This is a genomic window from Pseudomonas sp. FW305-E2, assembly GCF_058782925.1.
Genome location: NZ_JBYSYE010000007.1, coordinates 72,523 through 98,573 on the forward strand (window position 1 = coordinate 72,523; position 26,051 = coordinate 98,573).

At 54.8% G+C, this 26,051-nt stretch carries 20 protein-coding genes; 10 read left to right on the forward strand and 10 right to left on the reverse strand.

The window, feature by feature from the left end; genetic code table 11:
- Positions 1 to 627: 627 nt before the first annotated feature.
- From AC3WLP_RS09055 to AC3WLP_RS09100, 10 genes are all read left to right on the forward strand, one after another.
- On the forward strand, positions 628 to 1,554 hold the full coding sequence (locus AC3WLP_RS09055) for a glycosyltransferase family 2 protein (RefSeq protein ID WP_012053366.1): 927 nt from the start codon (positions 628 to 630) through the stop codon (positions 1,552 to 1,554).
- A 503-nt stretch (positions 1,555 to 2,057) separates the two neighbouring features.
- Complete coding sequence (gene rfbC / locus AC3WLP_RS09060) at positions 2,058 to 2,603, forward strand: dTDP-4-dehydrorhamnose 3,5-epimerase (protein ID WP_012053367.1); 546 nt, start codon at positions 2,058 to 2,060, stop codon at positions 2,601 to 2,603.
- Positions 2,603 to 3,430 (forward strand): ABC transporter permease, encoded by an 828-nt coding sequence (locus AC3WLP_RS09065; RefSeq protein WP_012053368.1) that lies wholly within the window; start codon positions 2,603 to 2,605, stop codon positions 3,428 to 3,430. The genes rfbC and AC3WLP_RS09065 overlap by 1 nt, the downstream gene beginning before the upstream one ends.
- Positions 3,420 to 4,769 carry an ABC transporter ATP-binding protein gene (locus AC3WLP_RS09070; RefSeq protein ID WP_012053369.1) on the forward strand — a complete coding sequence of 450 codons (1,350 nt, stop codon included), beginning with the start codon at positions 3,420 to 3,422 and terminating at the stop codon, positions 4,767 to 4,769. The genes AC3WLP_RS09065 and AC3WLP_RS09070 overlap by 11 nt, the downstream gene beginning before the upstream one ends.
- A gap of 6 nt (positions 4,770 to 4,775) precedes the next feature.
- Positions 4,776 to 9,305 carry a glycosyltransferase gene (locus AC3WLP_RS09075; RefSeq protein WP_012053370.1) on the forward strand — a complete coding sequence of 1,510 codons (4,530 nt, stop codon included), beginning with the start codon at positions 4,776 to 4,778 and terminating at the stop codon, positions 9,303 to 9,305.
- 21 nt (positions 9,306 to 9,326) lie between these two features.
- The gene (locus AC3WLP_RS09080) at positions 9,327 to 11,453 is read left to right on the forward strand and encodes a glucosyltransferase domain-containing protein (protein WP_088513608.1); all 2,127 of its coding nucleotides are present in this window, start codon (positions 9,327 to 9,329) and stop codon (positions 11,451 to 11,453) included.
- 14 nt (positions 11,454 to 11,467) lie between these two features.
- Entirely contained in the window at positions 11,468 to 12,577 is a 1,110-nt protein-coding gene (locus AC3WLP_RS09085; protein WP_012053372.1) for a DegT/DnrJ/EryC1/StrS family aminotransferase, read from the forward strand.
- Positions 12,574 to 13,521: a glycosyltransferase family 2 protein gene (locus AC3WLP_RS09090; RefSeq protein ID WP_041168516.1), complete on the forward strand. Its 948-nt coding sequence runs from the start codon at positions 12,574 to 12,576 to the stop codon at positions 13,519 to 13,521. The genes AC3WLP_RS09085 and AC3WLP_RS09090 overlap by 4 nt, the downstream gene beginning before the upstream one ends.
- On the forward strand, positions 13,511 to 14,464 hold the full coding sequence (locus AC3WLP_RS09095; RefSeq protein WP_012053374.1) for a WxcM-like domain-containing protein: 954 nt from the start codon (positions 13,511 to 13,513) through the stop codon (positions 14,462 to 14,464). The genes AC3WLP_RS09090 and AC3WLP_RS09095 overlap by 11 nt, the downstream gene beginning before the upstream one ends.
- Positions 14,465 to 14,468: 4 nt before the next feature.
- The gene (locus AC3WLP_RS09100) at positions 14,469 to 14,858 is read left to right on the forward strand and encodes a GtrA family protein (protein ID WP_012053375.1); all 390 of its coding nucleotides are present in this window, start codon (positions 14,469 to 14,471) and stop codon (positions 14,856 to 14,858) included.
- A 213-nt stretch (positions 14,859 to 15,071) separates the two neighbouring features.
- Here AC3WLP_RS09100 and AC3WLP_RS09105 read toward each other — a convergent pair whose 3' ends face one another.
- The 10 genes from AC3WLP_RS09105 to ihfB form a co-directional block, all read right to left on the reverse strand.
- Positions 15,072 to 15,992: a glycosyltransferase gene (locus AC3WLP_RS09105; RefSeq protein ID WP_012053376.1), complete on the reverse strand. Its 921-nt coding sequence runs from the start codon at positions 15,990 to 15,992 to the stop codon at positions 15,072 to 15,074.
- Between the two features lie 36 nt (positions 15,993 to 16,028).
- On the reverse strand, positions 16,029 to 16,919 hold the full coding sequence (gene rfbA, locus AC3WLP_RS09110; RefSeq protein WP_012053377.1) for a glucose-1-phosphate thymidylyltransferase RfbA: 891 nt from the start codon (positions 16,917 to 16,919) through the stop codon (positions 16,029 to 16,031).
- On the reverse strand, positions 16,916 to 17,821 hold the full coding sequence (gene rfbD / locus AC3WLP_RS09115; RefSeq protein ID WP_012053378.1) for a dTDP-4-dehydrorhamnose reductase: 906 nt from the start codon (positions 17,819 to 17,821) through the stop codon (positions 16,916 to 16,918). Before rfbD ends, rfbA begins: the two co-directional genes overlap by 4 nt.
- Entirely contained in the window at positions 17,818 to 18,894 is a 1,077-nt protein-coding gene (gene rfbB, locus AC3WLP_RS09120) for a dTDP-glucose 4,6-dehydratase (RefSeq protein WP_012053379.1), read from the reverse strand. Before rfbB ends, rfbD begins: the two co-directional genes overlap by 4 nt.
- Before the next feature lie 260 nt (positions 18,895 to 19,154).
- On the reverse strand, positions 19,155 to 21,167 hold the full coding sequence (locus AC3WLP_RS09125; RefSeq protein WP_012053380.1) for a polysaccharide biosynthesis protein: 2,013 nt from the start codon (positions 21,165 to 21,167) through the stop codon (positions 19,155 to 19,157).
- An 83-nt stretch (positions 21,168 to 21,250) separates the two neighbouring features.
- Entirely contained in the window at positions 21,251 to 22,276 is a 1,026-nt protein-coding gene (locus tag AC3WLP_RS09130; protein ID WP_041168517.1) for an MraY family glycosyltransferase, read from the reverse strand.
- Between the two features lie 201 nt (positions 22,277 to 22,477).
- On the reverse strand, positions 22,478 to 23,422 hold the full coding sequence (locus AC3WLP_RS09135; RefSeq protein WP_012053382.1) for an NAD-dependent epimerase/dehydratase family protein: 945 nt from the start codon (positions 23,420 to 23,422) through the stop codon (positions 22,478 to 22,480).
- A 134-nt stretch (positions 23,423 to 23,556) separates the two neighbouring features.
- Entirely contained in the window at positions 23,557 to 24,987 is a 1,431-nt protein-coding gene (locus AC3WLP_RS09140; protein WP_088513606.1) for an MBL fold metallo-hydrolase RNA specificity domain-containing protein, read from the reverse strand.
- Between the two features lie 102 nt (positions 24,988 to 25,089).
- On the reverse strand, positions 25,090 to 25,353 hold the full coding sequence (locus tag AC3WLP_RS09145) for a lipopolysaccharide assembly protein LapA domain-containing protein (protein ID WP_003252676.1): 264 nt from the start codon (positions 25,351 to 25,353) through the stop codon (positions 25,090 to 25,092).
- A 21-nt stretch (positions 25,354 to 25,374) separates the two neighbouring features.
- Positions 25,375 to 25,671, reverse strand: a complete 297-nt coding sequence (gene ihfB, locus AC3WLP_RS09150; RefSeq protein WP_003252675.1) for an integration host factor subunit beta — start codon at positions 25,669 to 25,671, stop codon at positions 25,375 to 25,377.
- Positions 25,672 to 26,051 lie beyond the last annotated feature (380 nt).

Below are 26,051 nucleotides of genomic sequence, written 5' to 3' on the forward strand. Positions count from 1 at the left end.
CACCGTCCCATCCGTCGGACAGCCGGCATGCCTGGCCTGGCCATGAAGCTGGCCGGTCGTTGTATGTCACTGATGATTGTCTGGGTACCTGAAGCAGCATACACGCGGGGGGCGCAAGACTTTTGGTCTGGGGCTAGCGTGGGAATGTTCAGATTTGTGTGTGCGGATGATACGCGGGTTGTGGAGGTGGGAAAACCCTGGAGGACAGATTGGACAGCATACGCGGAGCTTTGTAGCGGTTGCCTGAATGTGGACCGACCGGACGAACAGGTGGTGAACGAATGCCGGGGTGAGCCAAGCCCGTTCGATCGAAACCCGCCCCAAAAATTCACGAACATCTCAGGAAAATCTCATAGAAATCGGCCCTGTAGGAATATTCCGAAAATAGCCCAGAGACCCAAGAAACTAGTGTAATGAATATTAATTTGAGTTAAAAGCTGGCCAGTCGACCTGCGCCACGACTGACTCACCAACCGCCCCAATGACAACGGCTACAACCCTGGATTACTATGTTCATCCTGCCTGATGAAATCGGACAAACCTTCATCAGGCGTACGCCAGTCACAACCCGAGAGTCGACCTGCCGCCGATACAGCAGATGCCTAAAAATTTTATAAAGCCAGGAACATGAACGAAAACAATTTGATTGCAATTCTTCTTTGCACCTACAACGGCTCAAAGTACCTGCGCGAACAACTTGACTCGCTTATAGAGCAAACCCATAAAAACTGGATTCTGTACGTCTCCGATGATGGCTCGAGCGATGACACCCTGGATATTCTTCATCATTATCAGCGCACGCTTGGTACTCGACTGTTTATTTTCGAGGGCCCTCGACAGGGCTTTGCCAGGAACTTCATTTCACTGATTCAGAATCCACTGGTGGACGGCGATTACTTCGCTTTCAGCGACCAGGATGACATCTGGCTTGACGACAAGCTGGCCAGAAGCCTGGCCGCACTGCAACAAAGCCGCAGCGACGTCGCCACGATGTACTGCTCACGCACCAAGCTTATTGACGCCGCCGGCAAATGCGCAGGGCATTCGCCGCTCTTTACCAGACCGCCAAGCTTCCGCAATGCGTTGGTCCAAAGCCTCGCCGGGGCCAATACGATGCTGGTCAATCGACGCACACAAGCGTTGCTGGCTGCGATCGAACCTAACGCTCAAATAGTCGCACATGATTGGCTGACCTACCTTCTCGTCAGCAGCCATGACGGTGTCGTCATATATGATCCACAACCCACTCTTCTCTATCGCCAGCATGGCGGTAACCTGATCGGATCTAATACAGGATTTCGGCGACGCCTGGTTCGACTTGCCTGCACGCTCCGCGGGCGCTTCAGTGAGTGGAATGAAATGAACCTGCGCATTTTGGCCAAATACAAATCCAGCCTCAGCCAGGACAACCTGCGAATCATGGAGCAGTTTGCTACCGCTAGAAAAAGTCCACTATTCAAACGCCTCCGACTGCTGGGCGAGACCGGGGTATACCGTCAGACACTTGCCGGCAACCTGAGCTTATTAGCAGCGGCGATTCTCAACAAGCTTTAAATATAATGGCACGGCATGACACGTGAAGCCCCAGACGGACGTGCGTTGTCACGCTTGAGGCCACATGCTAGTCTGATCTGCGCTTACAGCCCGCCGCACGCGAGTTGTAACTGCCTTATGGATCAACAGCCCCACGCTGCGGTCTGACCGCGGCAATCATGATTTTACCGACGGCAGACAGAAGACATTTTTTCGCATCATGATCAAACAGCCAGCGCACCCGCACCCCTTCAACGTCACCTCTTTGCAACGTGATCTTGCCGCCCCTGTTTGCTAGCCATCGCGCACATTCCAAGGCGACGAGAAATGATGCCGCGACATCTGGCTCTCCCCATGAATAGCACCCGTCGCCTTTGCAAGGGCTACGCCGTCGTACCTGGGCGATAATCCCGACGATTGCCATGCCTCCGATTCAAGGGTTGAGCCGCAGACCGATCCCTTTCTGATTTTTTACCAGCAGCACCGCTCAACCGGTCCTGGTCGTACCTGGAGATACCGCAGCAATGAAAGCCACTCACCTTGCGATTCCGGATGTTGTTCTTTTCGAGCCGAAGGTTTTCGGCGATCAGCGGGGATTTTTCTACGAAAGCTTCAATCAGAAGGTGTTTGAAGAGGTTGTAGGTAGGTCGGTCACGTTCGTTCAGGACAACCATTCCAAATCGGTGAAGGGCGTGCTTCGCGGCTTGCACTACCAGATAAAGCATGCGCAAGGCAAACTGGTCCGGGTAACGCATGGCGAGGTGTTCGATGTTGCCGTGGATCTGCGCAAGAGCTCACCAACCTTTGGCCAGTGGGTTGGCGCTCATTTGAGCTCAACCAACCAGCATCAATTGTGGATCCCCGAAGGCTTCGCCCATGGTTTCGTCGTGCTTTCGGAAACCGCTGAGTTCCTCTACAAGACCACCGATTACTGGGCACCTAAGTTCGAGCGCAGCCTGGCCTGGAATGACCCAACCGTGGCGATCGAATGGCCTTATACCGACGCACCGACCTTGTCCGCCAAAGATGACATCGCTGCCCTGCTGCAGGATGCAGAGGTGTTTGAATAGTGAATGCTCACCTGCGTCATACTGCCGGTCCCGCCAGCCTGACGATCAGCCTCTGGAAAAACCGGTCGCTGATCTCGCAGATGACCAAGCGCGAGGTCATCGGCCGATATCGAGGATCGGTAATGGGCTTGGCCTGGTCGTTTTTCAACCCGATCCTGATGCTGGCCGTTTACACATTCGTGTTTTCGGAGATCTTCAAGACGCGCTGGGTCGGAGTAGACACTGGCAAAGGTGGATTCGCGATACTGCTTTTCGTCGGAATGATCATTCACGGGCTGTTTGCGGAATGCGCCAACCGTGCCCCGTCCCTCATCATGAACAACAGTAACTACGTGAAAAAAGTGGTATTCCCACTGGAGATTCTGCCGGTCATTACCTTGGGATCGGCCCTCTTTCATAGCTGCATCAGCTTGCTGGTGCTACTGATCGCCCAGTTCCTGATCGTCGGCACGCTCTACTGGAGCGCCTTGCTGTTTCCGCTGATCCTCGTTCCCTTGATTCTCGCGACCCTGGGCATCAGTTGGCTATTGGCCTCACTGGGCGTTTACCTGCGAGACGTGGGGCATGTCATCACCGTACTGACAACGGTCCTGCTGTTCCTCTCTCCGGTGCTCTATCCAGTGGCTGCACTGCCCGAAGCCTACCAGCCCTGGCTAAAGCTCAACCCTTTGACCTACATCATCGAGGAAAGCCGTAGCGTCCTACTCTTCGGCAACCTGCCAGACTGGGTCAACCTGGCAACTGCCCTCGCGGTGGGTGCAATTATCGCTGCCGCCGGATTCTGGTTCTTCCAAAAGACGCGCAAAGGATTCGCCGATGTCATCTGATCAACCTGTCATCAGCGTCAAGAACGTCTCCAAATGCTTTTACAGCTACGACAAGCCACATGACCGGCTGAAACAGGCAATCGTCCCGCGACTCCAACGTTGGGCCGGCGACCCGGTCACTACATACGGCAAGGAATACTGGGCCCTACGCGACATCAGCTTCGATGTCAACAAAGGGGAAACAGTAGGCGTCGTGGGCCGCAACGGGTCAGGGAAGTCGACATTGCTGCAGATAATTTGCGGCACCTTGACGCCGACGCTGGGGGAGGTTGAGACCCACGGTCGTATCGCCGCACTGCTGGAGCTGGGCTCTGGGTTCAACCCTGAATTCACCGGGCGCGAAAACGTCTACCTCAACGGTGCGGTCCTCGGCCTGAGCCGCGAGGAAATCGACCAGCGCTTTGATGCTATTGCCGGTTTTGCAGATATCGGCGAATTCCTTGATCACCCCGTTAAAACCTATTCCAGCGGAATGGCCGTACGACTGGCATTTGCCGTACAAGCACAGGTCGACCCGGAAATCCTCGTGGTTGACGAGGCATTGTCGGTTGGCGACGCGAGGTTCCAGGCCAAATGCTTTGAGCGCCTACGCCAGCTCAAAGATAACGGTACCAGTATCCTGCTCGTCACCCACTCCAGTGAACAAGTGGTCACGCATTGCTCTCGGGCGATTCTGCTGGAAAAGAGTCGCGTCGAAATGATTGGCAAATCGCGCCCGGTCATTAACCGTTACACCGACATCCTCTTCGGTCGCGACAAAGAGGAAATCAAGCCTGGGTTGGAGCAAAACGCTCAAAGCGCTTCCACCGAGTCAGCAGACGTACCGCGCGAAGCCATTTCACTCTTGTTCGACCAGGATGCTTACAGTACTCGGCCCAACTACAACCAGCATGAATATCGCTGGGGAGATGGCGCTGCGACCCTCACTGACTTCCACCTGAGCGCCGCAGGCAATGCTTATCCCAACAGCGTGGAGCCAGGCGACGATATCACCCTGACGCTCGCGTTCACATTCAACCGCCCCGTCATCAATCCGATCATTGGCTTTACCATCAAGACCAAGGAAGGCGTCACGGTCTACGGCACCAATTCATACCTTCTTGATTGCGAAGATGCCCGAGCCCTGGGCGAAGCTGGCGCCAGGGCTACCGCGCGCCTGCAATTCAAAAACAGGCTAGCGACAGGCGATTATTTTATATCCATCGGCCTGGCATCCCGCGAAGGCGAAGAAATCGTCCCTCACGATCGTCGCTACGACTCCATTCATTTTATCGTTGAGCCAACACCCAATCTCTTGGGCCTGATTGACCTCGCTCTGACTATGGAAATAAACCGGTAAGCCCCGATGAACACACTAGAACAACATGGCTATACCAAAGACCGCGATACTGAAGTGTGGGTCCGTTCCGACTTTGGGGGCATCGCCTACAGCGACGGCGATAGCAGCGAAACCGAGTTGGCGAAGATTATTCGCGAGGCCAGCGACGTCTCTGTCCTATCCGATGAGCTCCCTCAATACTGCACGGACTGGGCGAAGCTCTACCATCTGAGCGCGGTGCGCGGCAATATCCTGCGCCCGTTCGAACATCTACTCAAAGGGCGTGTTCTCGAAATTGGCGCAGGCTGCGGTGCTATCAGCCGTTACCTGGGCGAGTGCGGCGCCGAACTGCTCTGCCTGGAAGGCAGCCCGCGCCGGGCAGCCATTGCCGCCAGCCGAACGCGCGACCTGGACAACGTGACCGTGCTGGCGGAGCGCTTCGACGATTTCAAGGTGGACGTGCAGTTCGACGCCGTGACCCTGATCGGCGTGCTCGAATACGCCAGCATGTTCAGCAACGCCGAAAACCCCGCGCTCGCCATGCTCAAACGCATTCGTCAGTTGCTAAAGCCAGACGGTCATCTGTTCATTGCCATCGAAAACCAGCTTGGTCTCAAGTATTTTGCGGGCGCCCCGGAAGATCACGTGGGCATTGCCATGTACGGCATCGAAGGCCGCTACCAACACGGCCAGCCCAAGACCTTCGGTAAGGTAGAGCTGGAAAGATTGCTCGCCTCCGCCGGCTTTGAAGCATCCGATTTTATGGCTCCAAGCCCGGACTACAAACTCCCCAACTCGATCATCACTGAAGCCGGCTTCCAGTGTGATGCGTTCGATGCTGCGGCGCTTGCCTGGCAGAACGTCAAGAAAGACCCTCAACTGCCAGAGTCGACCACCTTCAACCTGGAAAAAGCCTGGCAGGTGGTGTTCAACAATCGTCTGGGCATGGATCTTGCCAACTCCTTCCTGATCAAAGCAGCCTGCAAAAAAAACGATAGCCAGAAAAACGATATCCTCGCCTATCACTACAGCATCGGCAGAAGGACCCGCTATTGCAAAGAGTCATTGTTCGTCATGACTGACGACGGCATTCAGGTCGAATACAAACAACTGGCCTCCTCCGCTACCCCTTCCGAGAATGAAGACAGCAGCGCATTCAAGTACGTACTGCCCCGCATTGATGCATACGCCGCCGGCAAGGTGCTAAGCCTTGATTTTCTGGATAGCGCCGCTCACCACGACTGGAGCATTGACAGCTTTGCGCCCTTTATAAAGACCTACCTCGCCTGCCTGGCGACATTGCTCAAGCAAGATGGGGCAGATGTCGATCTGCGCTCAGTGGGCGCGGTGCTTCCCGGCCACTACATCGATGCCGTGCCGCAGAACATCGTGCTGAGACCTGACGGCACGCCGCAGCTCATCGACGTTGAGTGGGAGATGATCGGGGGTGTCGAACTTGGTCACCTGATGATGCGCGCGTTACTGCTGCTCATGGCCGCAGCGAACCCGTTCTATCCCAGCGCAGCCTCCTTCAGCCGCCAAGAGTTCACCATGGGCCTGCTGGCGAGCGCAGGGCTGGACATCAGTCGTGAAGATTGCGAGCGCTACATTGCGCTCGAGGCGGCATTTCAGGAGAAAGTCACAGGAAAGAAAGCCGACCGTTTCTTGGACTGGGCACCCGAAGCCCTGATTCACAAGCTGGGCAGCACACAATCAACGTCGAAATTCGCGACGCTGTATATCAGTGACGCGCATGGCAACTTCTCTGAACAGTCAGCACTGCGCCACGAGGTCAGTGATGGCCCGCAACGGCTCCAGTTCGCTCTCCCCAGCCCGCTCGCAGCCTCTACTGTTTTCCGCTTCGATCCCGTGGATCAGCGGCAGGGCTTCTCGATTGAAAGCATAAAGGTATATTCTGGCGCCCGATGTGCCTGGGAATGGCCAGGCGAACTCAGCCTGCCGCTAGCGGCAATGTTCGCGTGGAAGATCCCTCGCGCGGATGATTCGCTCTACCTCGCTCTGACTGACGATCCCAGCCTGACGCTTCCCGTGGACATGGAAACGTTGCAAATCGGCGAGCAGCTCGAGCTGGAAATCAGCCTTACTATATTCACGGACGCGCAGTTGGCTCGGGAGGTCAACATGCTGAATCAATCTGGACATGTAAGTCCTGTCACGGACCTGCAAAGTAAACTTGATCTGATCGTCGACTCGAACAAAGAAATCGCTCATGCCCTGGCGCATGTCAAAGCCTCTGTCAGCCAGAGCACTGTTCTTGCAGAACTCAGCGAGTCCCTGCTTGCGAAGGACAGGAAAATTCATGAGCTGTCGACTCAGCTGCAGAAGAAGGTCCAGCAACAAGAGGCCCTGGCCCAGGTGCTGCACGAGCAGCAGATGATGGGGCTGAACGCCGGCGAAGCGAAAGATCCGGAGCTGCTCGGCGTTCCAGCGCTGCAGGCATCCATCGCCAGATGGCAAGAGTCTCTTGCCCAGAAGGACGAACACATTCGTAACCTCGAAGAGCGTCTACATGTTCTGCAGGTCGATAAAGACACCCATATCCACCACCTCAATCTGCACATCATCGGCATGCAGAAGTCGACCAGCTGGAAGGCGACCGCCCCGGCCCGAAAGCTCATCACACTGACACGCAGGCTCAACAGAGGGCTCAAATTACTGCCATCGGTGATCCGACGTGGTGGCGGCTTGAAAAGCACTGTTCGCAAGACCATCAGCGTATGGCGCCAGCATGGCACAGCCGGGCTGATCGCTCGAGCTCGCTGGGTCGCGAACCCGGGCAGTTCCAGCTTAGTAAGCCCGGAAAGTGGCGAGGTCATCCATAGCCATGACTACGCGAGCTGGGTGAAGCTTTATGACACCCTGGACGATAATGATCGCTGGCGAATCAGCGAAGAAATCAGGCAGTGGAAAGACCAGCCTCTGATTTCGATCATCATGCCGGTTTACAACCCGCCAATGGATCTACTGCGCGAGGCTATCGACAGTGTCACTGCCCAGCTTTACAAGAACTGGGAGCTTTGCATTGCCGATGATGCGTCCACTGACCCTGAAGTCATTGCCTATTTGAAAGGGCTGACCAAACAGGATCAGCGGTTCAAGGTGGTGCTACGCGAAAAGAATGGCCACATTTCCAAAGCCAGCAACTCGGCACTGGAGCTTGCAAGCGGCCGATACGTGGCACTCATGGACAATGACGACCTGCTGCCGGCCCACGCCCTTTATTGGATCGCGCGAGCCGTTCATGAAAACCCCGACGCTGCCGTCATTTACTCGGACGAAGACAAAATCGACGTCGAGGGTAATCGCTCGGCCCCTTATTTCAAGACTGACTGGAACCTCTATCTCTTCCGCTCACACAACATGATCAGCCACCTTGGCGTATACCGCCGGGACCTGGTACAGCGGGTTGGCGGCTTCCGAGAAGGCATGGAAGGCTCACAAGACTACGACCTGGCGTTGCGCTGCGTCGAACAAGTCAGGCCCGATCAGATCGTTCATATTCCGCATGTTCTCTACCACTGGCGCGTTCACCCTGGCAGCACGGCTATGTCGCTGGGTGAAAAGCCATATGCACAGATTGCCGGTCAGAATGCACTGGACCAGCATCTGCAACGTACAGGTATCAAGGGCCACGCCGAGCTTCTGGATTTCGGTATGTACCGGGTCCACTACGACCTCCCGGCAGATCAGCCGCTGGTTTCCCTGATCATCCCGACTCGCAATGCTGTTGGGTTAGTGCGTCAGTGCATTGAAAGCATAACGAGCAAGACCAGCTATCAGCACTACGAAATCATTCTGGTGGATAACGGCTCTGATGATCCAGAAAGCCTCCAGTATTTCGAGTCACTCAAACTGCAGCAGAATATCAGGGTGCTCCGTGACGATGGGCCATTCAACTATTCGGCCCTGAACAATCGTGCGGTCCGTGAAGCCCGCGGTGAACTGGTCGGACTGATCAATAACGATATTGAAGTGATCAGCCCTGACTGGTTGAGCGAAATGGTGTCGCTGGCGTTGCAACCTGGCGCAGGCGCTGTCGGCGCCCGGCTGTGGTACCCAGATAACCGCTTGCAGCACGGCGGCGTCATCATGGGCCCGCTGACATTGGCCGGTCACGCCCACAAGATGCTGCCGCGTGGGCACCATGGCTATTTCGGACGTGCGTCGCTGATACAGGGGATGTCTGCGGTCACCGCCGCATGCCTGATCGTTCGCAAGTCCATTTTCGAAGAAGTCGGCGGGCTCAATGAAGTCGAGTTGAAGATTGCTTTCAATGACGTTGATTTTTGCCTGAAAGTCATGGCCGCTGGATACCAGAATATCTGGACGCCAAATGCAGACTTGTATCACCACGAATCGGCGACTCGCGGGCTGGAGGATACGCCCGAAAAGATTGAGCGGTTCAAAAGCGAAGTTAGATACGTGCAGGAAAAGTGGGCAAAAATTATTGCTAACGATCCGGCATACAATCCAAATCTGAGCTTTGAACTCGAAGACTTTTCACTGGCATTCCCTCCCAGAATTGCTCAGAAATAAAATAGCCAGGGACCGCCTTTGATGCGAAGAATCGCCAAACGCTCTGTACTAATCGCTCTCTGCGCAGCCCTAATTGTAGGGCTGCTCTTGGAGTTCACCCGCATGGGCTCGCCTGTAGTACGCTTGAACTTCTCAGCCAACACACAAGGTTTATCTCAAATCTTCTTCAATAACGGCGGAAGCTACTCAGAAGAAAACTCTAAAACCTATAGATTAGCCACAGGAATAACAAATCTATCTTTTAAGATTCAAGGTGACTCGCCTGTACGCTGGGACCCATCACAAACCGAAGCCTCCATAATCCTGGAAAGACCATATATAACGCTATTCCGCGTCAAATTGGACACTCCCGTAAAAATAAACGCCCTCAACCAGATTCAGTCAATCCAGGAAAATGGCGGGCGGATAATTATCGAAAGTACGGAGCGGGCAAATGACCCGCAAGTGCAGATTAGCTTTGATACAAGAGCCATAGCAAAAGAAAAGCTTAATCTCGTGCTGGCGATTTCTGCATTGGTTGCACTCACCACTGCACTGGTATCCCTATTCACCTCCCAACTTTCATCCATCTCAAAATATCTGGATCGAGTCCGACACCACGCCCACGAACACGTCAGAGCTGAAAGATTTACCCTGAATGAGTTCTTTATTCTTTCAGGAATGGCGATTACTGCAAACATTTATTTCATCGCAAACCTTTCACTCTCGATAGATGATGAGATGGGCGCAGCAAGAAGCAACCCGGAAGTCTGGATATCTCAAGGACGCTGGGCAGTTTATTTCATAGAGTCATTCTTATTCCCCCAACCAGCCATCCCTTTCGCCCCCTACATACTATTGAGTGTCTGCATCGCCGGATCATATATGCTTTTGATTCGATCTCACGGACACATGCCTTCTTGGAAGTCTTACTTTACATTCCCTGTGATCGCGGGCTATCCAACACTATGGCTTATATCTGAGTTTTCTTCAAATGTACCAGCTCTAGCTATAGGTTTTTTCCTAACAAATCTTTCCGCCTATTTAGTATTCATCAAGCACCCTACCCCCCCAAAAGTCTACTCCACGCACGCAAACCTACTCGTAGTACCTTTACTCCTGGCATTCTCGATCGCGTGCTACCAATCCCTTGCAATACTATTTGTAAGTATTTGCCTGGGGATCAACATGATCAAAATCGTATCAAACACGAATAATTGGAAAAGCGCGACAAACGCAATCATCACGGATGGGACGAAGGCCTTGATCTACTTGGGCCTTGGGATACTTCTTTACGCCATCATAAACAAAGCTAGCCAGCACCTGGCGAACTCCTTCAGCCCTTACCTCAATAGCTTCATCAAACTAGAAACCTTAATAAACTCGCCGCTTTCCGTCATTACATCAGTAATAGCAGAAGCAAATAAATTCTATATTGGCTCAGCCAGCCGATTTGGAGCAGCAATCCCCATCTCACTCGGACTGCTGATAATTTCCGCATTGAGCATTCTAAGCCAAGTTAGAGGACGCGCTACTCCGGCGCTTTTAATTTTCACACTCTTACTTGCCTCGCCATTTGCTCTGCATTTTCTCGCAGGCCCTGACAACGTACCTCTTCGAACAATGATCGCACTCGGCTATGCAACATGGCTAATGGCCTTCATCGCACTAACAGCAAAAAATTCTATCATCACCTTATTATCAGTATTAATTATAGGCACCTACCAGATTCAAAGCGCAGGTGTAACATCCCAGTATATTGCCTCTGCCAAACTTACTCAAGGACACGATGAAGCACTGGCCTCGAGCATCTACCAGGCGATCATCCAAACTTCCGGAAACGAGACAGCATCTCAACATACTCCAATTGTGATAGACGTTTACGGACACAAACCCTTTGAAACACTATATGCGAAAGCACTCACCTCAACTACACAGGCATCTTTTTTTGACTGGGATAACGGCAATCTATTGAGAATCACAACGTACATGAGGTTACTTGGATTCAACAATATCTTGCCAGCCGACGAGAAAACCCGTCAAACATTGACTCCTTATTTTTCAGGCATGCCTACCTGGCCACTTCCAGGCTCGATTATCAACGTTAACGGCACCTACCTTATCAAACTAAGCGAAGATGCTGACCCAGCGCATCTTCCAACCAAATAACGATAGAGATCTATATGCACAACAATCATCTCATCCCCCTTTTCTCCGCTGAAATAGTGAATACTGGTATTGATTTCCTGTCTCCCTTGAAAACCGTTCTGGACAGCCACTGGTACATCCTTGGCACTGAAGTGAAGCAATTCGAGGAAGCGTTTGCTCGTTATGTCGGTGTCGACCACTGCATAAGCGTCGCCAATGGTTCGGAGGCACTGGAGCTCGCACTTCGCGGCCTGGGCGTTGAACAAGGCAGTCGCGTGGTAGCGATCGCCAACGCCGGCTTCTATAGCAGCACCGCCATTCATGCCATTGGCGCAGAGCCCGTCTACGTCGATGTAGACGCAGAGACGCTGACCATGTGCCCCAATGCATTGGCGCAGGTTATCGAAAGCAAGCCTGCTGCGGTCATCGTGACGCACCTGTATGGGCAACTGGCCAATATCGAAGAAATCGTTCGCATCGCTCAGGCCGCTGGCGTACCGGTCCTCGAAGACTGCGCACAGTCCCACGGTGCACGACGCAATGGCCAGCAGGCCGGCAGTTTCGGTGACATCGCCTGCTTCAGCTTCTACCCCACGAAGAATCTCGGCGCCCTGGGTGACGGCGGCGCTGTGGTTACCCGCAACGACCAGCTTGCCGCCCGCATTCGCCAGCTGCGTCAATATGGCTGGTCGCAAAAATACCAGGTCGCCATTGCTGGCGGTCGCAACAGTCGCCTCGATGAAATGCAGGCCGCTATCCTGCGCGTGAAACTTCCGCTTCTCGATGGCTGGAACGAGCAACGCCGCTCTATCGCTCAGCGCTACAATGCCGCGTTCGCCTCGCTGGACCTGCAACTGCCTGCCTCTACGGGCGAGGACTATGTTGCTCACCTGTACGTTGTCCGAGTCAAAGACCGCGCAGCTTTCGCTGCAGCGCTCAAGGAAAGGCTTGTCAGCACCGATATCCACTACCCGATCGCCGACCACAAACAGCCTGCCTATAACGCCACACCGCCCCAGTCGCTCGTGGTGACCGAACAGGCCTGCAGTACTGTCATCTCCCTGCCCTGCTTCCCGGGACTCAAAGATGAAGAAGTGAATCGGGTCATCGACGCCGTCAAGGAATTCTTCACCAAGGAGCATTGATCTTGCTGACGCTGGTCATCCCCGTTTATCGCAATGAAAGCAACCTGCCCGACTTGTTGACGGCAGTGGCTGACCTCAACCTTCAGCTCGAAGGTGAGCTGGAAGTGGTGTTCGTTATTGATGGCAGCCCTGACCGTTGCTATGAAATTCTTCGCGACACGCTGCCATCCCAGCCATTCCGCTCCAAGCTCGTCCTGCTGTCGAAGAATTTTGGCTCGTTCATGGCTATCCGAACTGGTCTGCAACACGGCAGCGGCGATCGATATGCGGTGATGGCAGCAGACCTGCAGGAGCCGCCGGAGCTGGTGCTCGAAATGAACCGTGTGCTGCTGCGGCAAAATACCGATGTCGTGGTCGGTGTGCGGGAAGGCCGTGAAGATCCATGGGCGTCTCGCACAGCATCGAAAATCTTCTGGGGGCTCTACCGCCGATACGTCATCCCGGAGATTCCTCCGGGTGGGGTCGACATGTTCGCCTGCAACAAAGCGTTCAGAGACACACTACTTACGCTGGACGAACGCCACAGCTCGTTGATTGCTCAGATCTTCTGGCTCGGCTACCGCCGCGAAGTCGTGACCTACTCGCGTCGGGAGCGCATCCATGGCAAATCGGCCTGGACGCTGCGCAAGAAGGTCAATTATCTGATGGACAGCGTCTTCTCTTTCACCGATTTGCCCATCAGACTGCTTACCCGCGTCGGAGCATTCGGATCATCGCTGGCCGCACTTTTCGGCCTATTCACGGTGATCGCCAAATTGCACGGCATGATCGAAGTACCCGGATACGCGATGATCATGCTGGCAATTACCTTCCTGGGTTGCTTGAACCTTCTGGGGCTCGGCATCGTTGGCTCTTATGCCTGGCGCACATACGAAAATACAAAAAATCGGCCATTGGCAATTCCAATGCGCGTTGAGGATTTTGGAGACAGCAATGAGCGGTAACAGGAACTTTTTCGTCCACAGCCACGCGCTGTGCGAATCCGAAAACATCGGTCAGGACACCCGGGTGTGGGCCTTTGCCCATATCTTGCCAGGCGCCAGCCTGGGCCGCGAATGCAACGTCTGCGATAACGTTTTCATTGAAAACGATGTCGTCATCGGTGATCGGGTAACGCTTAAATGCGGCGTTCAGATCTGGGACGGGATCACTATCGAAGACGATGTCTTCATTGGTCCCAACGCCACCTTCACCAATGACCTCTTCCCGCGAAGCAAGGTCTATCCGCAGACTTTCTCACGCACCATCATCAGAAAGGGTGCCTCCCTTGGCGCCAACTGCACCATCCTTCCCGGCTTGACCATTGGTATCAATGCAATGGTCGGCGCTGGTGCGGTGGTTACTCGCTCCATTCCGCCAAACGCCATCGTCGTCGGCAACCCAGCGAAGATCATTGGCTACGTCGACGCCAAACCGGTATCTACAAAAGCAGAAAACGAAGTCACGCCCTACTCGGAAGGTGCAGAAGAAACGTCAGTCAAGGGCGTCAAGCTGCACACCATGAAGGAGGTGACTGATATACGCGGTAGCTTGTCAGCTGGGGAGTTTGAACGCTCCATTCCCTTCAAGACCGAACGCTATTTCCTGGTCTATGACGTTCCCACAGCCGAAACCCGGGGTGAGCATGCCCACCGTGAGTGCCATCAGTTCCTGGTAGCCGTGAAGGGTTCTGTTCACGTCGTGGCCGATGACGGCATCAACCGTGAAGAGTTTGTATTGGACAAGCCTAACAAAGGTATCCATCTGCCCCCAATGACTTGGGGCATACAGTATCGCTACTCTCCGGACGCAGTGCTCATGGTCTTCGCATCGCACTATTACGATGCGGATGACTACATTCGCAATTACGACGAGTTCAAGTCACTGATCAATAGCCACCTGTCGTGAAACCATGAACAACTCGGTCATTTCCAAGCTTCTCAATCTGGACATTGCCCGTTTCCTGATGTCAGGCGGTTTCAACACCGCTCTGACATATGGCATGTATCTGGGTCTACTGACGTTTTTATCCTACCAACTCAGCTATACGCTCTCCTATGTAGCCGGCATCGTCCTAGCCTATCTGCTAAATCGATTTTTCGTCTTCAAGAGTCATCAAGGCGTAAAATCTGCGGTCATGTTGCCACTGATTTATCTGGTGCAGTATCTGCTCAGCGTGCTGATCCTGTGGGTATGGGTCGAGAGATTTCAACTGGATAGTCGACTGGCACCACTTGTGGCCATCGTCCTTACACTGCCTGTGACGTTCCTGCTTTCCCGATTCGCATTCAAAAAGCGATAACTATTGCTTACGTGCGGTATTACATACAACGAATGGAACAGGTCAACCACAGTTCGTGCGCACAGCTTTAAGTGAGCCTTCGGTAAGTGTGCCGGGCGAGTCCAATGAACCAAGAAAACTTTGAAAGCATTGGAAAATGATAATTAATGATCGACCAGACACCGCCCTGACAGTGCCGTCCAGGGCATAAGGTCTGATCGAGCCTCGCCTCCGTTAGTGCCTGAACAATGCGCTGAGCATGCACAGCACCACAAATGCAAACTGGTCACGCCGGCGCCGCCGACATTCTTGTGCGCGTATCATCAACCTCAGAAACAAAATCCGCCCGGAACACTTAAGGCTCTTTGGGACTGCATCCTGGCAATGGGTGTCGAGCGTTAGCTCACGTATGAGTTTGACCTGAGAAAACCACCAACCTTGTACAACCTGCCTGACTCGCGAAATCGCCGAGCGCAGACCCGCGTTCACCCCTACCTGATTTTTCAGGTGCTGGCGGTAATCCATTCTCGGAACCGGATCAATGAACCATCTGTACCCTGCACTGCGCGCGTAGGCATAGCAGAACCAGTCGTGTAGCGCGACATTTTGCACTGCCTCCCAGCGCTGGGCTATCAAACGCTTCAGCGCAGCCGCCAATTTCTGAGTCAGAACGTAAGTGCAACCTGGACCCGCGGCTTCAAACAAATAGTCCCATGCCACCTGAGGTTGCGCCTTGTCCACCAGTAAACGACGGCCGTCGGGCCAAAAAGCGACTACATTGCTTGAGTAACCATCGAAGTTGCCTGTTCGCAGTTGCGCGACAGCTCTCTCAAGCTTGTCCGGATACCAGATATCGTCTTGATCGGAAAAAGATAAGTAGTCGAACGTCGAAAAATCGACATCTCGGATCAGCCGGAAGAAGTTGGGGGCAGCGCCGCCAAATGGGCCTGCTGGTGGCAATACGAATACACTCTCGTGCCCCGCAGCGTAATCAGCGCACCAGCCTTCGGTACCATCACTGGAAGGATCAACGCTGATGAAGATGCTTACGTGAACATTGGTTTGCGAAAGGATCGAGGCGAGTTGCTCCTCGATCCAAGACATTCCGTTGTATGCAGCCAACAGCACTGCAACCTGTGGCAGATTATCAGCCATGCTGCTGGTCACCTTGCTTCATTCGCATACAGCGACTCAGTGAGCCCCGACGTCCAGCAACTTTTTCAGGTACTGGCCATAGCCGGTCTTTTTCAGCTTCTCTGCTTGGTCCTCGACTTGCTCTTTCGAAATCCAGCCGTTGGCATAGCCAATTTCCTCAAGGCACGCTACTTTCCAGCCTTGGCGCTGCTCGATTGTATGAACAAAATGGCTAGCCTCTAGCAGCGACTCATGGGTGCCTGTGTCCAGCCAAGCAAAACCGCGACCCAGCATCTGCACCGTAAGCGACTTCCTGTCCAAATAGGCACGGTTGACATCGGTGATTTCGAGCTCACCGCGCGCGGAAGGCTTGATGCTTTTGGCGATCTCGACCACGTCGTTATCGTAGAAATACAAACCGGTCACAGCATAGTTGGACTTCGGTGCTGCGGGCTTTTCCTCAATGCTAAGGGCGCGGCCATTTTTGTCGAATTCAACGACACCAAAGCGCTCGGGATCGTTCACGTGATAGCCAAATACCGTAGCACCGTCTTTTTGCTCGGCAGCGGCGCGCAAATTATCCGAAAAATGCTGACCATAGAAAATATTGTCACCGAGGATCAAGCAGCAAGGGTCATTGCCGATAAATTCTTCGCCAATAATGAATGCTTGAGCCAAGCCATCCGGACTGGGTTGCTCCGCGTAGCTCAACTGAATGCCATATTGGCTGCCATCCCCGAGCAACTTGCGAAACGCCGGCAGATCGTCAGGCGTCGAAATGATCAGGATCTCACGCATACCCGCCAGCATGAGTACCGACAGCGGATAGAAGATCATCGGCTTGTCGTAGATTGGCAGCATTTGCTTGGAAACACCCAAGGTCAACGGGTGCAAACGCGTTCCCGAACCGCCTGCTAGGATGATTCCTTTACGATTGATTGCGTTCATTTATTCAAGATTTCCATGAGCATTCGAGTTACACCGACTTTCCAGTCCGGCAATTGCAAAGCGAAAGCATCGCGTAGCTTTGTTGTATCCAGACGTGAGTTCAACGGACGATTTGCAGGCGTCGGATATTCCGTGGTAGCAATTGGATTGATCGTTTCCACTGCTAACGGCTCGCCGTGTGCTCGCGCAGACGCAATGACATATGTCGCGTATGCGTGCCAAGACGTCTCACCCGCGGGAGCCAGGTGGTAAATCCCGCACAAGCTGGGATTGTTCAGTGTCTTCTGCACTGCATGCACTGCAACATCGGCCAATAGCTCGGCACTGGTCGGCACACCAATCTGGTCCGCAATGACATTCAGTGTCTGTCGTTCCTTAGCGAGGCGCAGCATGGTCTTGGCAAAATTGTTCCCTTTTGCCGCGTAGACCCAACTGGTCCGGAAAATCAGATAGTTGCAACCTGAGGCGACGATCAGCTGCTCGCCTTCCAACTTGGTGGCGCCGTAATAGTTTACCGGCGATACGCTATCACTTTCTTTCCAGGGGCTTGTACCCGCACCATCGAATACATAGTCCGTGGAGTAATGCACGAACAATGCATCCAGACGCTTCGCCTCTTCAGCAATCACCCCGCTAGCCAAGGCATTGACCTTACGGGCGAGTTCCTGCTCAGTCTCCGCCTTGTCGACAGCAGTGTACGCTGCGGCATTTACGATAAGATCAGGCGCAACAGCACGGATGGTCTGGCGCAACCCGTCCAGGTCCGACAAATCACCGCTGAGCGTGCCATATGAGGTAGACACCGGATTCCGGCCCAAGGCGACGATCTCACCCATGACTACCAGGGCACGTTGCAACTCCCAGCCAACCTGTCCGTCTTTACCCAGCAACAGAACCTTCATGGCTTTTCAGCACGCGCGGTGTAATTCGTGTCGATCCACTGCTGGTAGCTGCCACTCTTGACGTGCGCTACCCACTCCGCATTGCTGAGGTACCACTCAACAGTCTTGCGAATACCGGACTCGAAGGTCTCCTCCGGCACCCAACCCAGTTCGCGCTGAATCTTGCTGGCGTCGATCGCATAACGTACGTCATGGCCAGGTCGGTCGGTAACGTAGGTCACCAGATTGAAATGCGGAGCGAACGCGGAGTCAGGGCGCAGTTCATCAAGCAACTCGCAAACAGTTCGCACAACTTCAATGTTCTGCTTCTCGTTGTGGCCACCGATATTGTACGTTTCGCCGACTTCACCCTCGGTCACGACCTTATACAGCGCACGCGCATGATCTTCGACAAACAGCCAGTCGCGGATTTGATCCCCTTTGCCATAAATAGGCAGCGGCTTGCCCTCCAGTGCGTTGAGAATCACCAGCGGGATCAGTTTTTCAGGGAAGTGGAACGGCCCGTAGTTGTTCGAGCAGTTGGTCACCAGGGTCGGTAGCCCATAAGTGCGGGCCCAGGCGCGTACCAGGTGGTCGGAACTGGCCTTGCTCGCCGAGTAGGGGGAGCTTGGTTGGTAGGGGGTCGCTTCGGTGAAGAGATCTTCCGGCCCCTCCAGGTCACCATAGACTTCGTCAGTGGAAATATGGTGGAAACGGAATGCCGACTTACGTGCTTCGTCGAGCCCGGACCAGTAGCCACGCGCGGCTTCGAGCAGGACGTAGGTACCAATGATATTGGTTTCGATGAACGCCGACGGCCCGGTGATAGAGCGGTCGACATGGGACTCGGCAGCCAGGTGCATCACCGCATCAGGCTGATGTTCGCGGAACACCCGATCCATCTCCTCACGACTGCAGATGTCAACGTGCTCAAAGGCATACCGTGGATTCTGAGCGACGGATTGCAGAGACTCGAGGTTCCCCGCATAGGTGAGCTTGTCGACGTTGACTACAGAGTCAGCCGTATTGGAAATGATGTGCCGAATGACGGCTGAGCCAATAAAGCCTGCACCACCTGTTACTAAAATCTTCACGAGAATTTTCTACCTTGGGGCCTGACAAAAATCGAAAAGTATTCACCCTATCCATGGAAGCAACGGCACAAAATGACCACAAGCGATGCCACTTTTGCGTTCCCACGATTCAATAGAGGCAAACTTACCTAAGCGAAAACGACAAAGGATTCTACATACAAAACCGCTACCCTTGATAACATAATCACACCGACACCAACGTAAGCCCTTGAGCGCTCGAAACTTCTGACCAGCGGGCAATGACTGCGCCGGACGTTTTTTCAAGAATCGACCCTGCGTTGGGTGTGAATCCAATCAACAATCTCACCGTCAGGCGAATAACCGCTGACCGTTTCACGCAGCAACTGCCGGACACGAACATAATCATCCGTGGAAATCGCTGCGAGCAGCGCGGAAAGCTTATCTTTGAGCACATCCCAGGACAGGTGATCCTCATGCGCAGCCATGATCATCGGATGGTCCGTGCTCACTACCTGATCACCAATCAGCAATTCTTCATACAGTTTTTCACCCGGCCGCAATCCCGTGAACTCGATGGCAATATCGCCCTGTTGATTGCGCTCTGAACGCACACTCAGGCCAGACAGGTGGATCATCTTTTCGGCGAGTTCAACGATGCGCACCGGTTCACCCATATCGAGCACGAACACATCCCCGCCCGTTCCCATCGACCCGGCCTGGATCACCAGTTGCGCAGCCTCGGGAATGGTCATGAAATAGCGGGTGATCTTGGGGTGCGTGACCGTGAGAGGCCCCCCTGATTTGATCTGCTTATGAAATAGCGGCACAACCGAGCCCGACGAACCCAGCACATTTCCAAAACGAACCATGGTAAAGCGCGTTTTGTTGACCCTGGATACCTTGCCACTGTCAGCGAACATGACCGGCGCCATTTCACGACTCAAAGCTTGCAGAATCATTTCTGCAAGCCTTTTGCTGCTGCCCATCACATTGGTGGGGCGTACCGCTTTGTCCGTGGAGATAAGCACGAAATTGGCGACGCCTGCCTGCAGTGCCGCCTGTGCAGTGTGGAGGGTACCGATGACATTGTTCAGCACACCCTCTGCCATATTGTGCTCGACCATTGGCACATGCTTGTAGGCCGCCGCGTGATAGACGGTGTCCACACGCCAGGCTTTCATGACATCCAGCAGGTGTGCCTGATTACGAACAGAACCGAGGATTGGCAACAAACGTATGGACAATGACTCGCGGCTGATGCGCTGCTCAAGTTCAGAGAGGATAGTGTAGAGGTTGTACTCGCTATGATCGAACAGCAGCAGCGTCTTGGGGCCCAGGCCAATGATCTGCCTGCACAGCTCGGAGCCGATCGAGCCGCCTGCCCCCGTTACCAGAACGGTCTGTTTCTCAATGCAACGCACCAGCAACTCTTTTTGCGCAGGCACTGCATCGCGCCCGAGCAAATCGGCGATGTCGACATCTTGAATATCCCCTACCTTCACCCTGCCGCTAGCAAGATCGGCAAAAGCAGGAACACTGCGCACATGCAAAGGGAACGGCTCGAGGAAGCCAAGAATTTCTTTTCGGCGCGCCCGCGTAGCCGAAGGCAGCGCCAGTAGGATTTCCTGAGCGCCCGTTTCATTGATCAGTTGCTGAAGGTGCTTGGGCTTGTAGACCTGCAAACCGGAAATGACCCGCCCGGACAAGTCGCCATCATCGTCGAGGAAAGCCACCGGGCGCATCAGACGGCCCATGCGCAAGGCGGCCAGTAATTGGTTGCCCGCTGTTCCAGCTCCGTAGATGGCGACCTTGGTCAAGCCGTCATCTCGGCCCGCAAAAGGCATCACGTGAGCGCCGGCAAACCAGTCCCCCATAAAATAGTGGCGCATCAGCAACCGCAAACCACCGATGATGACCAGGCTCAACCACCAGTAATTGAAGACGATCGACCGCGGCACGATCGCCTGATGATTGCTGTACCAGAAAACGACCACGGAAAGTATCAACGACGAGAGACTGACCGCCTTGATGATGGCGATCAGTGCGTCATTGCCAAAATAACGCATGACCGCACGGTACATTCCAAACCGTGTGAAAAGCGGAATGGCCACGATTGGAGCGAAGGCGAACAACCATGCGTGCTCTTTGAGCGGACCGGAAAGATCATCGATGCCCAAGCGCACGAGAAATGCAAGCCAGAGGGCAAGCCAAATGAGCAAAACATCAGTTACGACCTGAATCAGCCTCTTCTGGCGCCTCGGCAACGCGACCAAGAAAACTCGCAGCCTGTCCAACAGGTTATCGCCGCTCATCGACTTCTCCCTGCATATGGCGCTTTATTGACGAACACTCGCACATAGTACTCATTGAAGCACCTTTACAAGCGCAACGCCGCCTATCCCTCACCAACATCCGTCTCTCGCTCTCCCGCATGAAACCTGAGTGCCAGCACCACCAGTGGCGCGTAGGCGATTAGCAGCCCTGCCCCGCCAAGACCAAAGATGGTGCACGCGACAGCGATTGGCAATAACCAGCACAGGTTTATCAGCACAACGGCCACGGTGACTGGCAAATGCCTGCCGAAATGACGCGCAGCGTATTGGTAAGCATGGCTTCGATGCGCCTCATACACCTTGTCCCCGCGCAATAGTCGGCGTAGAAGGGTGAACGTGGCATCGACCACGAATACGCCCATGAGAATCAGCCAGCACCAAAAGAGTTCGCTATCTAGCGAGGCCGCATGGAGCGAAAGCCCGGCCAACACGACCCCCAGAAACCCACTACCTGCATCGCCCATGAAAATTCGCGCGGGTGGGAAATTCCAACACAGGAAACCTGTGACGGAGACCGCAAGCAGCAGTGGCCCCCAGATAGCTGCCAGGTGGCCGGTCAGGCCATAAATCAGGCAAGCCCCAAGGCAGACAGTGATTGCCTGCACACTGGCGATCCCATCGATCCCATCCATGAAGTTGTAGAGGTTGAGCGTCCAGACGAGGTACAACAACCCAAAGATACTACCGACTACCCGCGGCTCGACAGACATGCCGAATGCCGAAAGCTGGGGCATACCTCCCAACCAGTACAGAGACCACGCAGCGGCCATGAAGTGCGCCAGCAGACGCCAACGGGCCGCCACGTGACCATGATCGTCCATGAAGCCGATGACGGCTACCATTGCACCAGATCCACCCAGCGCCATACAGATCCTGACGGGAACATTGCCGGATACGCCTAAAAACACCAATGCGAGCAGAAAAGTCAGAACTATTGCAACGCCACCTCCGCGCGGCGTCGGCATGCTGTGCGAGCTACGTGCATTGGGGATATCCAGCAGGCTCTGCGACAAGGCGTATCGGCGCAGGGCAGCCGTCAGGCCGAACGATAGGACAAAAGCAATAGGAAGCAGCCAGAGAAGGCTCATTGGCGATGAGTTTCCAGATAATAGGTGCAGGCGGTTTCGGGCGCTTCTAATAAGCTGGTGGCTGACACCCAGCCGTCCAGGCCCAGAGTCATCTCTACAGTGAGCTGCAGCGAACATGTCAGTCGCATGGCGAGGTCTTGGCACACGAGCATGACAACTGCATTGCGCAACTGGCAGTCATCATATTCAGGAAGGGCCGATTCATCCAGCCTTGTACCTTCTACCTGCCTCCTCGAGCCCCTGATGCGTGCTCACGCGCGGTTCCCATTGCAATAATTCACGCGCTTTGCCTGCATCAATTTGAAGCGAGCCAAAAAGCTGGATATACATGCTTTCCCTGCCGGTCAATATTGCCATCCAGTGAAGGATGGTTTTGGGAAATGGCAGCAACCAACGGCGACAACCCATACCCTTAGCCAGCCGGCGAACCATTTCCTCCGTCGAAACATCATCACCGTCACAAATCAGGAAGACCTCGTTCGCTGCGTGCGGACTTTTGACACAAAGTTCGATAAAACCAATCAGGTTCTGCAGCGAAACCAGGCTTCTCAGATTATCCATCCCGCCGAACGGCAAAGGCACAGGAAGGGATGTCAGCTTCAGTAGCCGTGCAAAATTACCCGGCGCGTGCGCTGCGAAAATCATCGGCGGCCGGATGATGACGACCTCCATAACGCCCGACTCTGCCATGTTGAGCAATCCACATTCCGCTTCGTATTTGGATTGCGCATAGGGTGAATGAGGCGATACCGCACTTCGCTCGTTAAAAGCCTGACCCTTCGTTTGCGCGCCATTCACACCAATACTGCTGATGAAGACGAATCGCCTGACCCCGGCGAAAGCCGCCTGACGCGCCAGGTTCAATGTGCCTTGGGTGTTGACCTCCCTGAACATCGCCAGTGGATCGGCGTCGCGGTGATGCAGTATGTGCGCACGAGCAGCCAGATGCACAACTACATCCACACCCGCCAGTACCGTTTGCCAATCGGTTGCACCATTTATATCGCCAACTTGAATGCACTCGGCGAACGGCACTTCGATGGCTCGCCGCTGGGCCAACCGTAGCTGTAAACCATCATCGAGCCGAAGTTGCTCGATCAAAGCTCCGCCGACAAAGCCGGAAGCCCCCGTCACCAACACTCTCACTCTTGCGACTCACTCTCTTGCCGGAATATTCACTTAGCGCACACTACGATGGCCACCCCTTCAGACACTCCATACAGCTTACAGCGAAACGCACCTCATGCTCTCATCCGCTCTCGCCAGACCAAGAGCGAGCATCAGGCGACAATGACCTCCGCACGACACCCCATTTGGCCAATCCGCCGCCTCAGAGCCTTGGCCAATCCTTCCTTGGCACTGCTGTCTCCGTGCACAAGCAATACCCTCCCCGCCGGCGTTCTGCCTCCCATGGCAAACCTTACCAAGCCCCCTTGGTCCGCATGCCCGGAGTAGCCGTGCATCGATATGACTTTCGCCCGCACATCATGCATATCTCCATCCAGGTCAATCTGTACAAACCCTTCCGCCCCTTCGCTGGCCTGTATCACCGCCCCCGGCGTCCCCTTAGCCTGGTTTCCCACAAACATCACCTCATGCCGCGGATCACCCAGCATGGCCTTGAGGTAATTGACGATGCGCCCACCCGAACACATGCCATTGCCGGCAATCACGATCGCCGGTCGCCCAGTGCTCTTGAGGTAGTTCACCACCTGCTGGTGGCGGGCATGGGTGTCCACACTGATCAGTTGGCTGAAGCCGAGTGGATCACGCCCTGCTGCAACACGCGCCCTGGCTTCTGCATTCCAGTATTCGTGCAGCTCCCGGTACACGCGGGTGATGCGCTGAGCCAAGGGCGAATCGAGGATGATGGGCAACTGTGACCAGTCGATCGGCTCACCGTCCGGAGCCGGACCGGTAGTGTTCAGTAGGGCTTTGCGGTGCAGAATGTCTTCCAACTCGTACAGCAACTCCTGGGTACGACCAAGACTGAATGCGGGAATCAGGAGGGTGCCCTTGTCGGCGAGGGCTCGGTCGATGGCGTTTTCCAGCCGCTGACGGCGGTCGCCTGCCTGTGGGTGCAGGCGGTCGCCGTAGGTGCTTTCCAGCACCAGCACATCGGCACGCTCCGGAGGTTGCACCGGGCGCAGCAGCGGATTGCCACAAGCGCCCAGGTCACCAGAAAACACATACCGGGTGTTGGTGTGCTCATGCTGCATATCACACTCGACATAAGCGGAACCCAGCAAATGCCCTGCCCGCTGCAGGCGAATACGGCAGGCAAGACCAGCGTACTCAACCACCGTGTGCCACTGCTCAAAGGGCAGCGGCACGATAAGGTCACGGATGAAGTCGAGATAGCGCGCCACCTGCGCAGGCTCGCTGCTGATGCTCAGCTTGTAGGCGTCTTCCAGTACCAGCGGCAGCAACCGGGCCGAGGGCTCGCTGCACAGGATAGGGCCACGGTAACCCGCTGCCAGCAGCGCAGGGATGCGCCCAACATGGTCGAGATGGACATGGGTGATGACCAGGGCCTGAATACCCTGGATATCAAAACCGAGGGGGGCGGATGCTGCACCGGGCGGCGCATCACTTCCCTGTTCCAGCCCGCAGTCGACCAGCAAACTGGTGGATGGGCCGAGGTGCAGCTGGTGACAGGACCCGGTGACACCCCGGGTACCACCGTGATGGGAAAGGCTGGGATATTCCATGCTGCGCACACTCGCCTGGACCGAAAATGAAGTGGACTATTACTCCATGACGGCCGACGCATGCATAGGTGAACCTTTCTTTAGTAGGTGTAGGAAACTTCCTTAGTTGCCGTTCAGTGCCGCCTGACGGGCAGAAGCCCTGATCTTGCGCTTGCTGCGCTGCACGCCGTAAGCCCCCAGCAACGGCCCGACCGCCAGGCCAATGACCAAGGCAGCCAATACCAGAACAGCAACCGGCATGGCTGGCGTAGCCCAACCGAACAGGACCAATGACACGGCTTGCTGGTTCTCCAGCACGAAGAACAGCACCACAGCCGCCAACAGCAGCACGAACACTGCCGCCAGGGCGCGCTTGAGGTTACGCATCAGAATTCTCTCCTTGGTAGATCAGGCTTCAGCCTCGTCTTCTTCATTGACCCGATCACGCAGCTCTTTGCCGGGCTTGAAGTGCGGCACGAACTTGCCTTCGAGGCTGACCGACTGGCCGGTCTTCGGGTTACGGCCCACGCGGGGGGCGCGATAGTGCAGCGAGAAGCTGCCAAAACCGCGGATCTCGATGCGATCGCCGGTAGCCAGGCATTGCGACATCTGCTCAAGCATGGTCTTGATGGCCAGCTCCACATCCTTGGAGGAGAGCAGCCCCTGATGGGTGACAATACGTTCGATCAGCTCCGACTTCGTCATATTTTTCCCTTCGTTATCAAGCAGCTAGATCATTGCTTAACCAGTTTGTAGCACGCTGGGAAGGATTTGAACAGGGTGGATCTTGACTTAATAAAAAAATTCAAGATTGAAGTAATTCAAGAATGGTCTACCACTCAGGCAGGCCAGCGCTGCCTGATTCGCGGGCAAGCCCGCTCCTGCAACGGGGCGTGTCAGCCTGAGGCGAGTGTGATCCAGCGCCGTCGTTGTAGGAGCGGGTTTACCCGCGAACACCGGCGAAGCCGGTGCCATCCACCGCGCCGCCTGATTCGCGGGCAAGCCCGCTCCTACAATGGGGGGGGCGTCGGCCTGAGGCGAGTGTGATCCAGCGCCATCGGTGTAGGAGCGGGTTTACCCGCGAA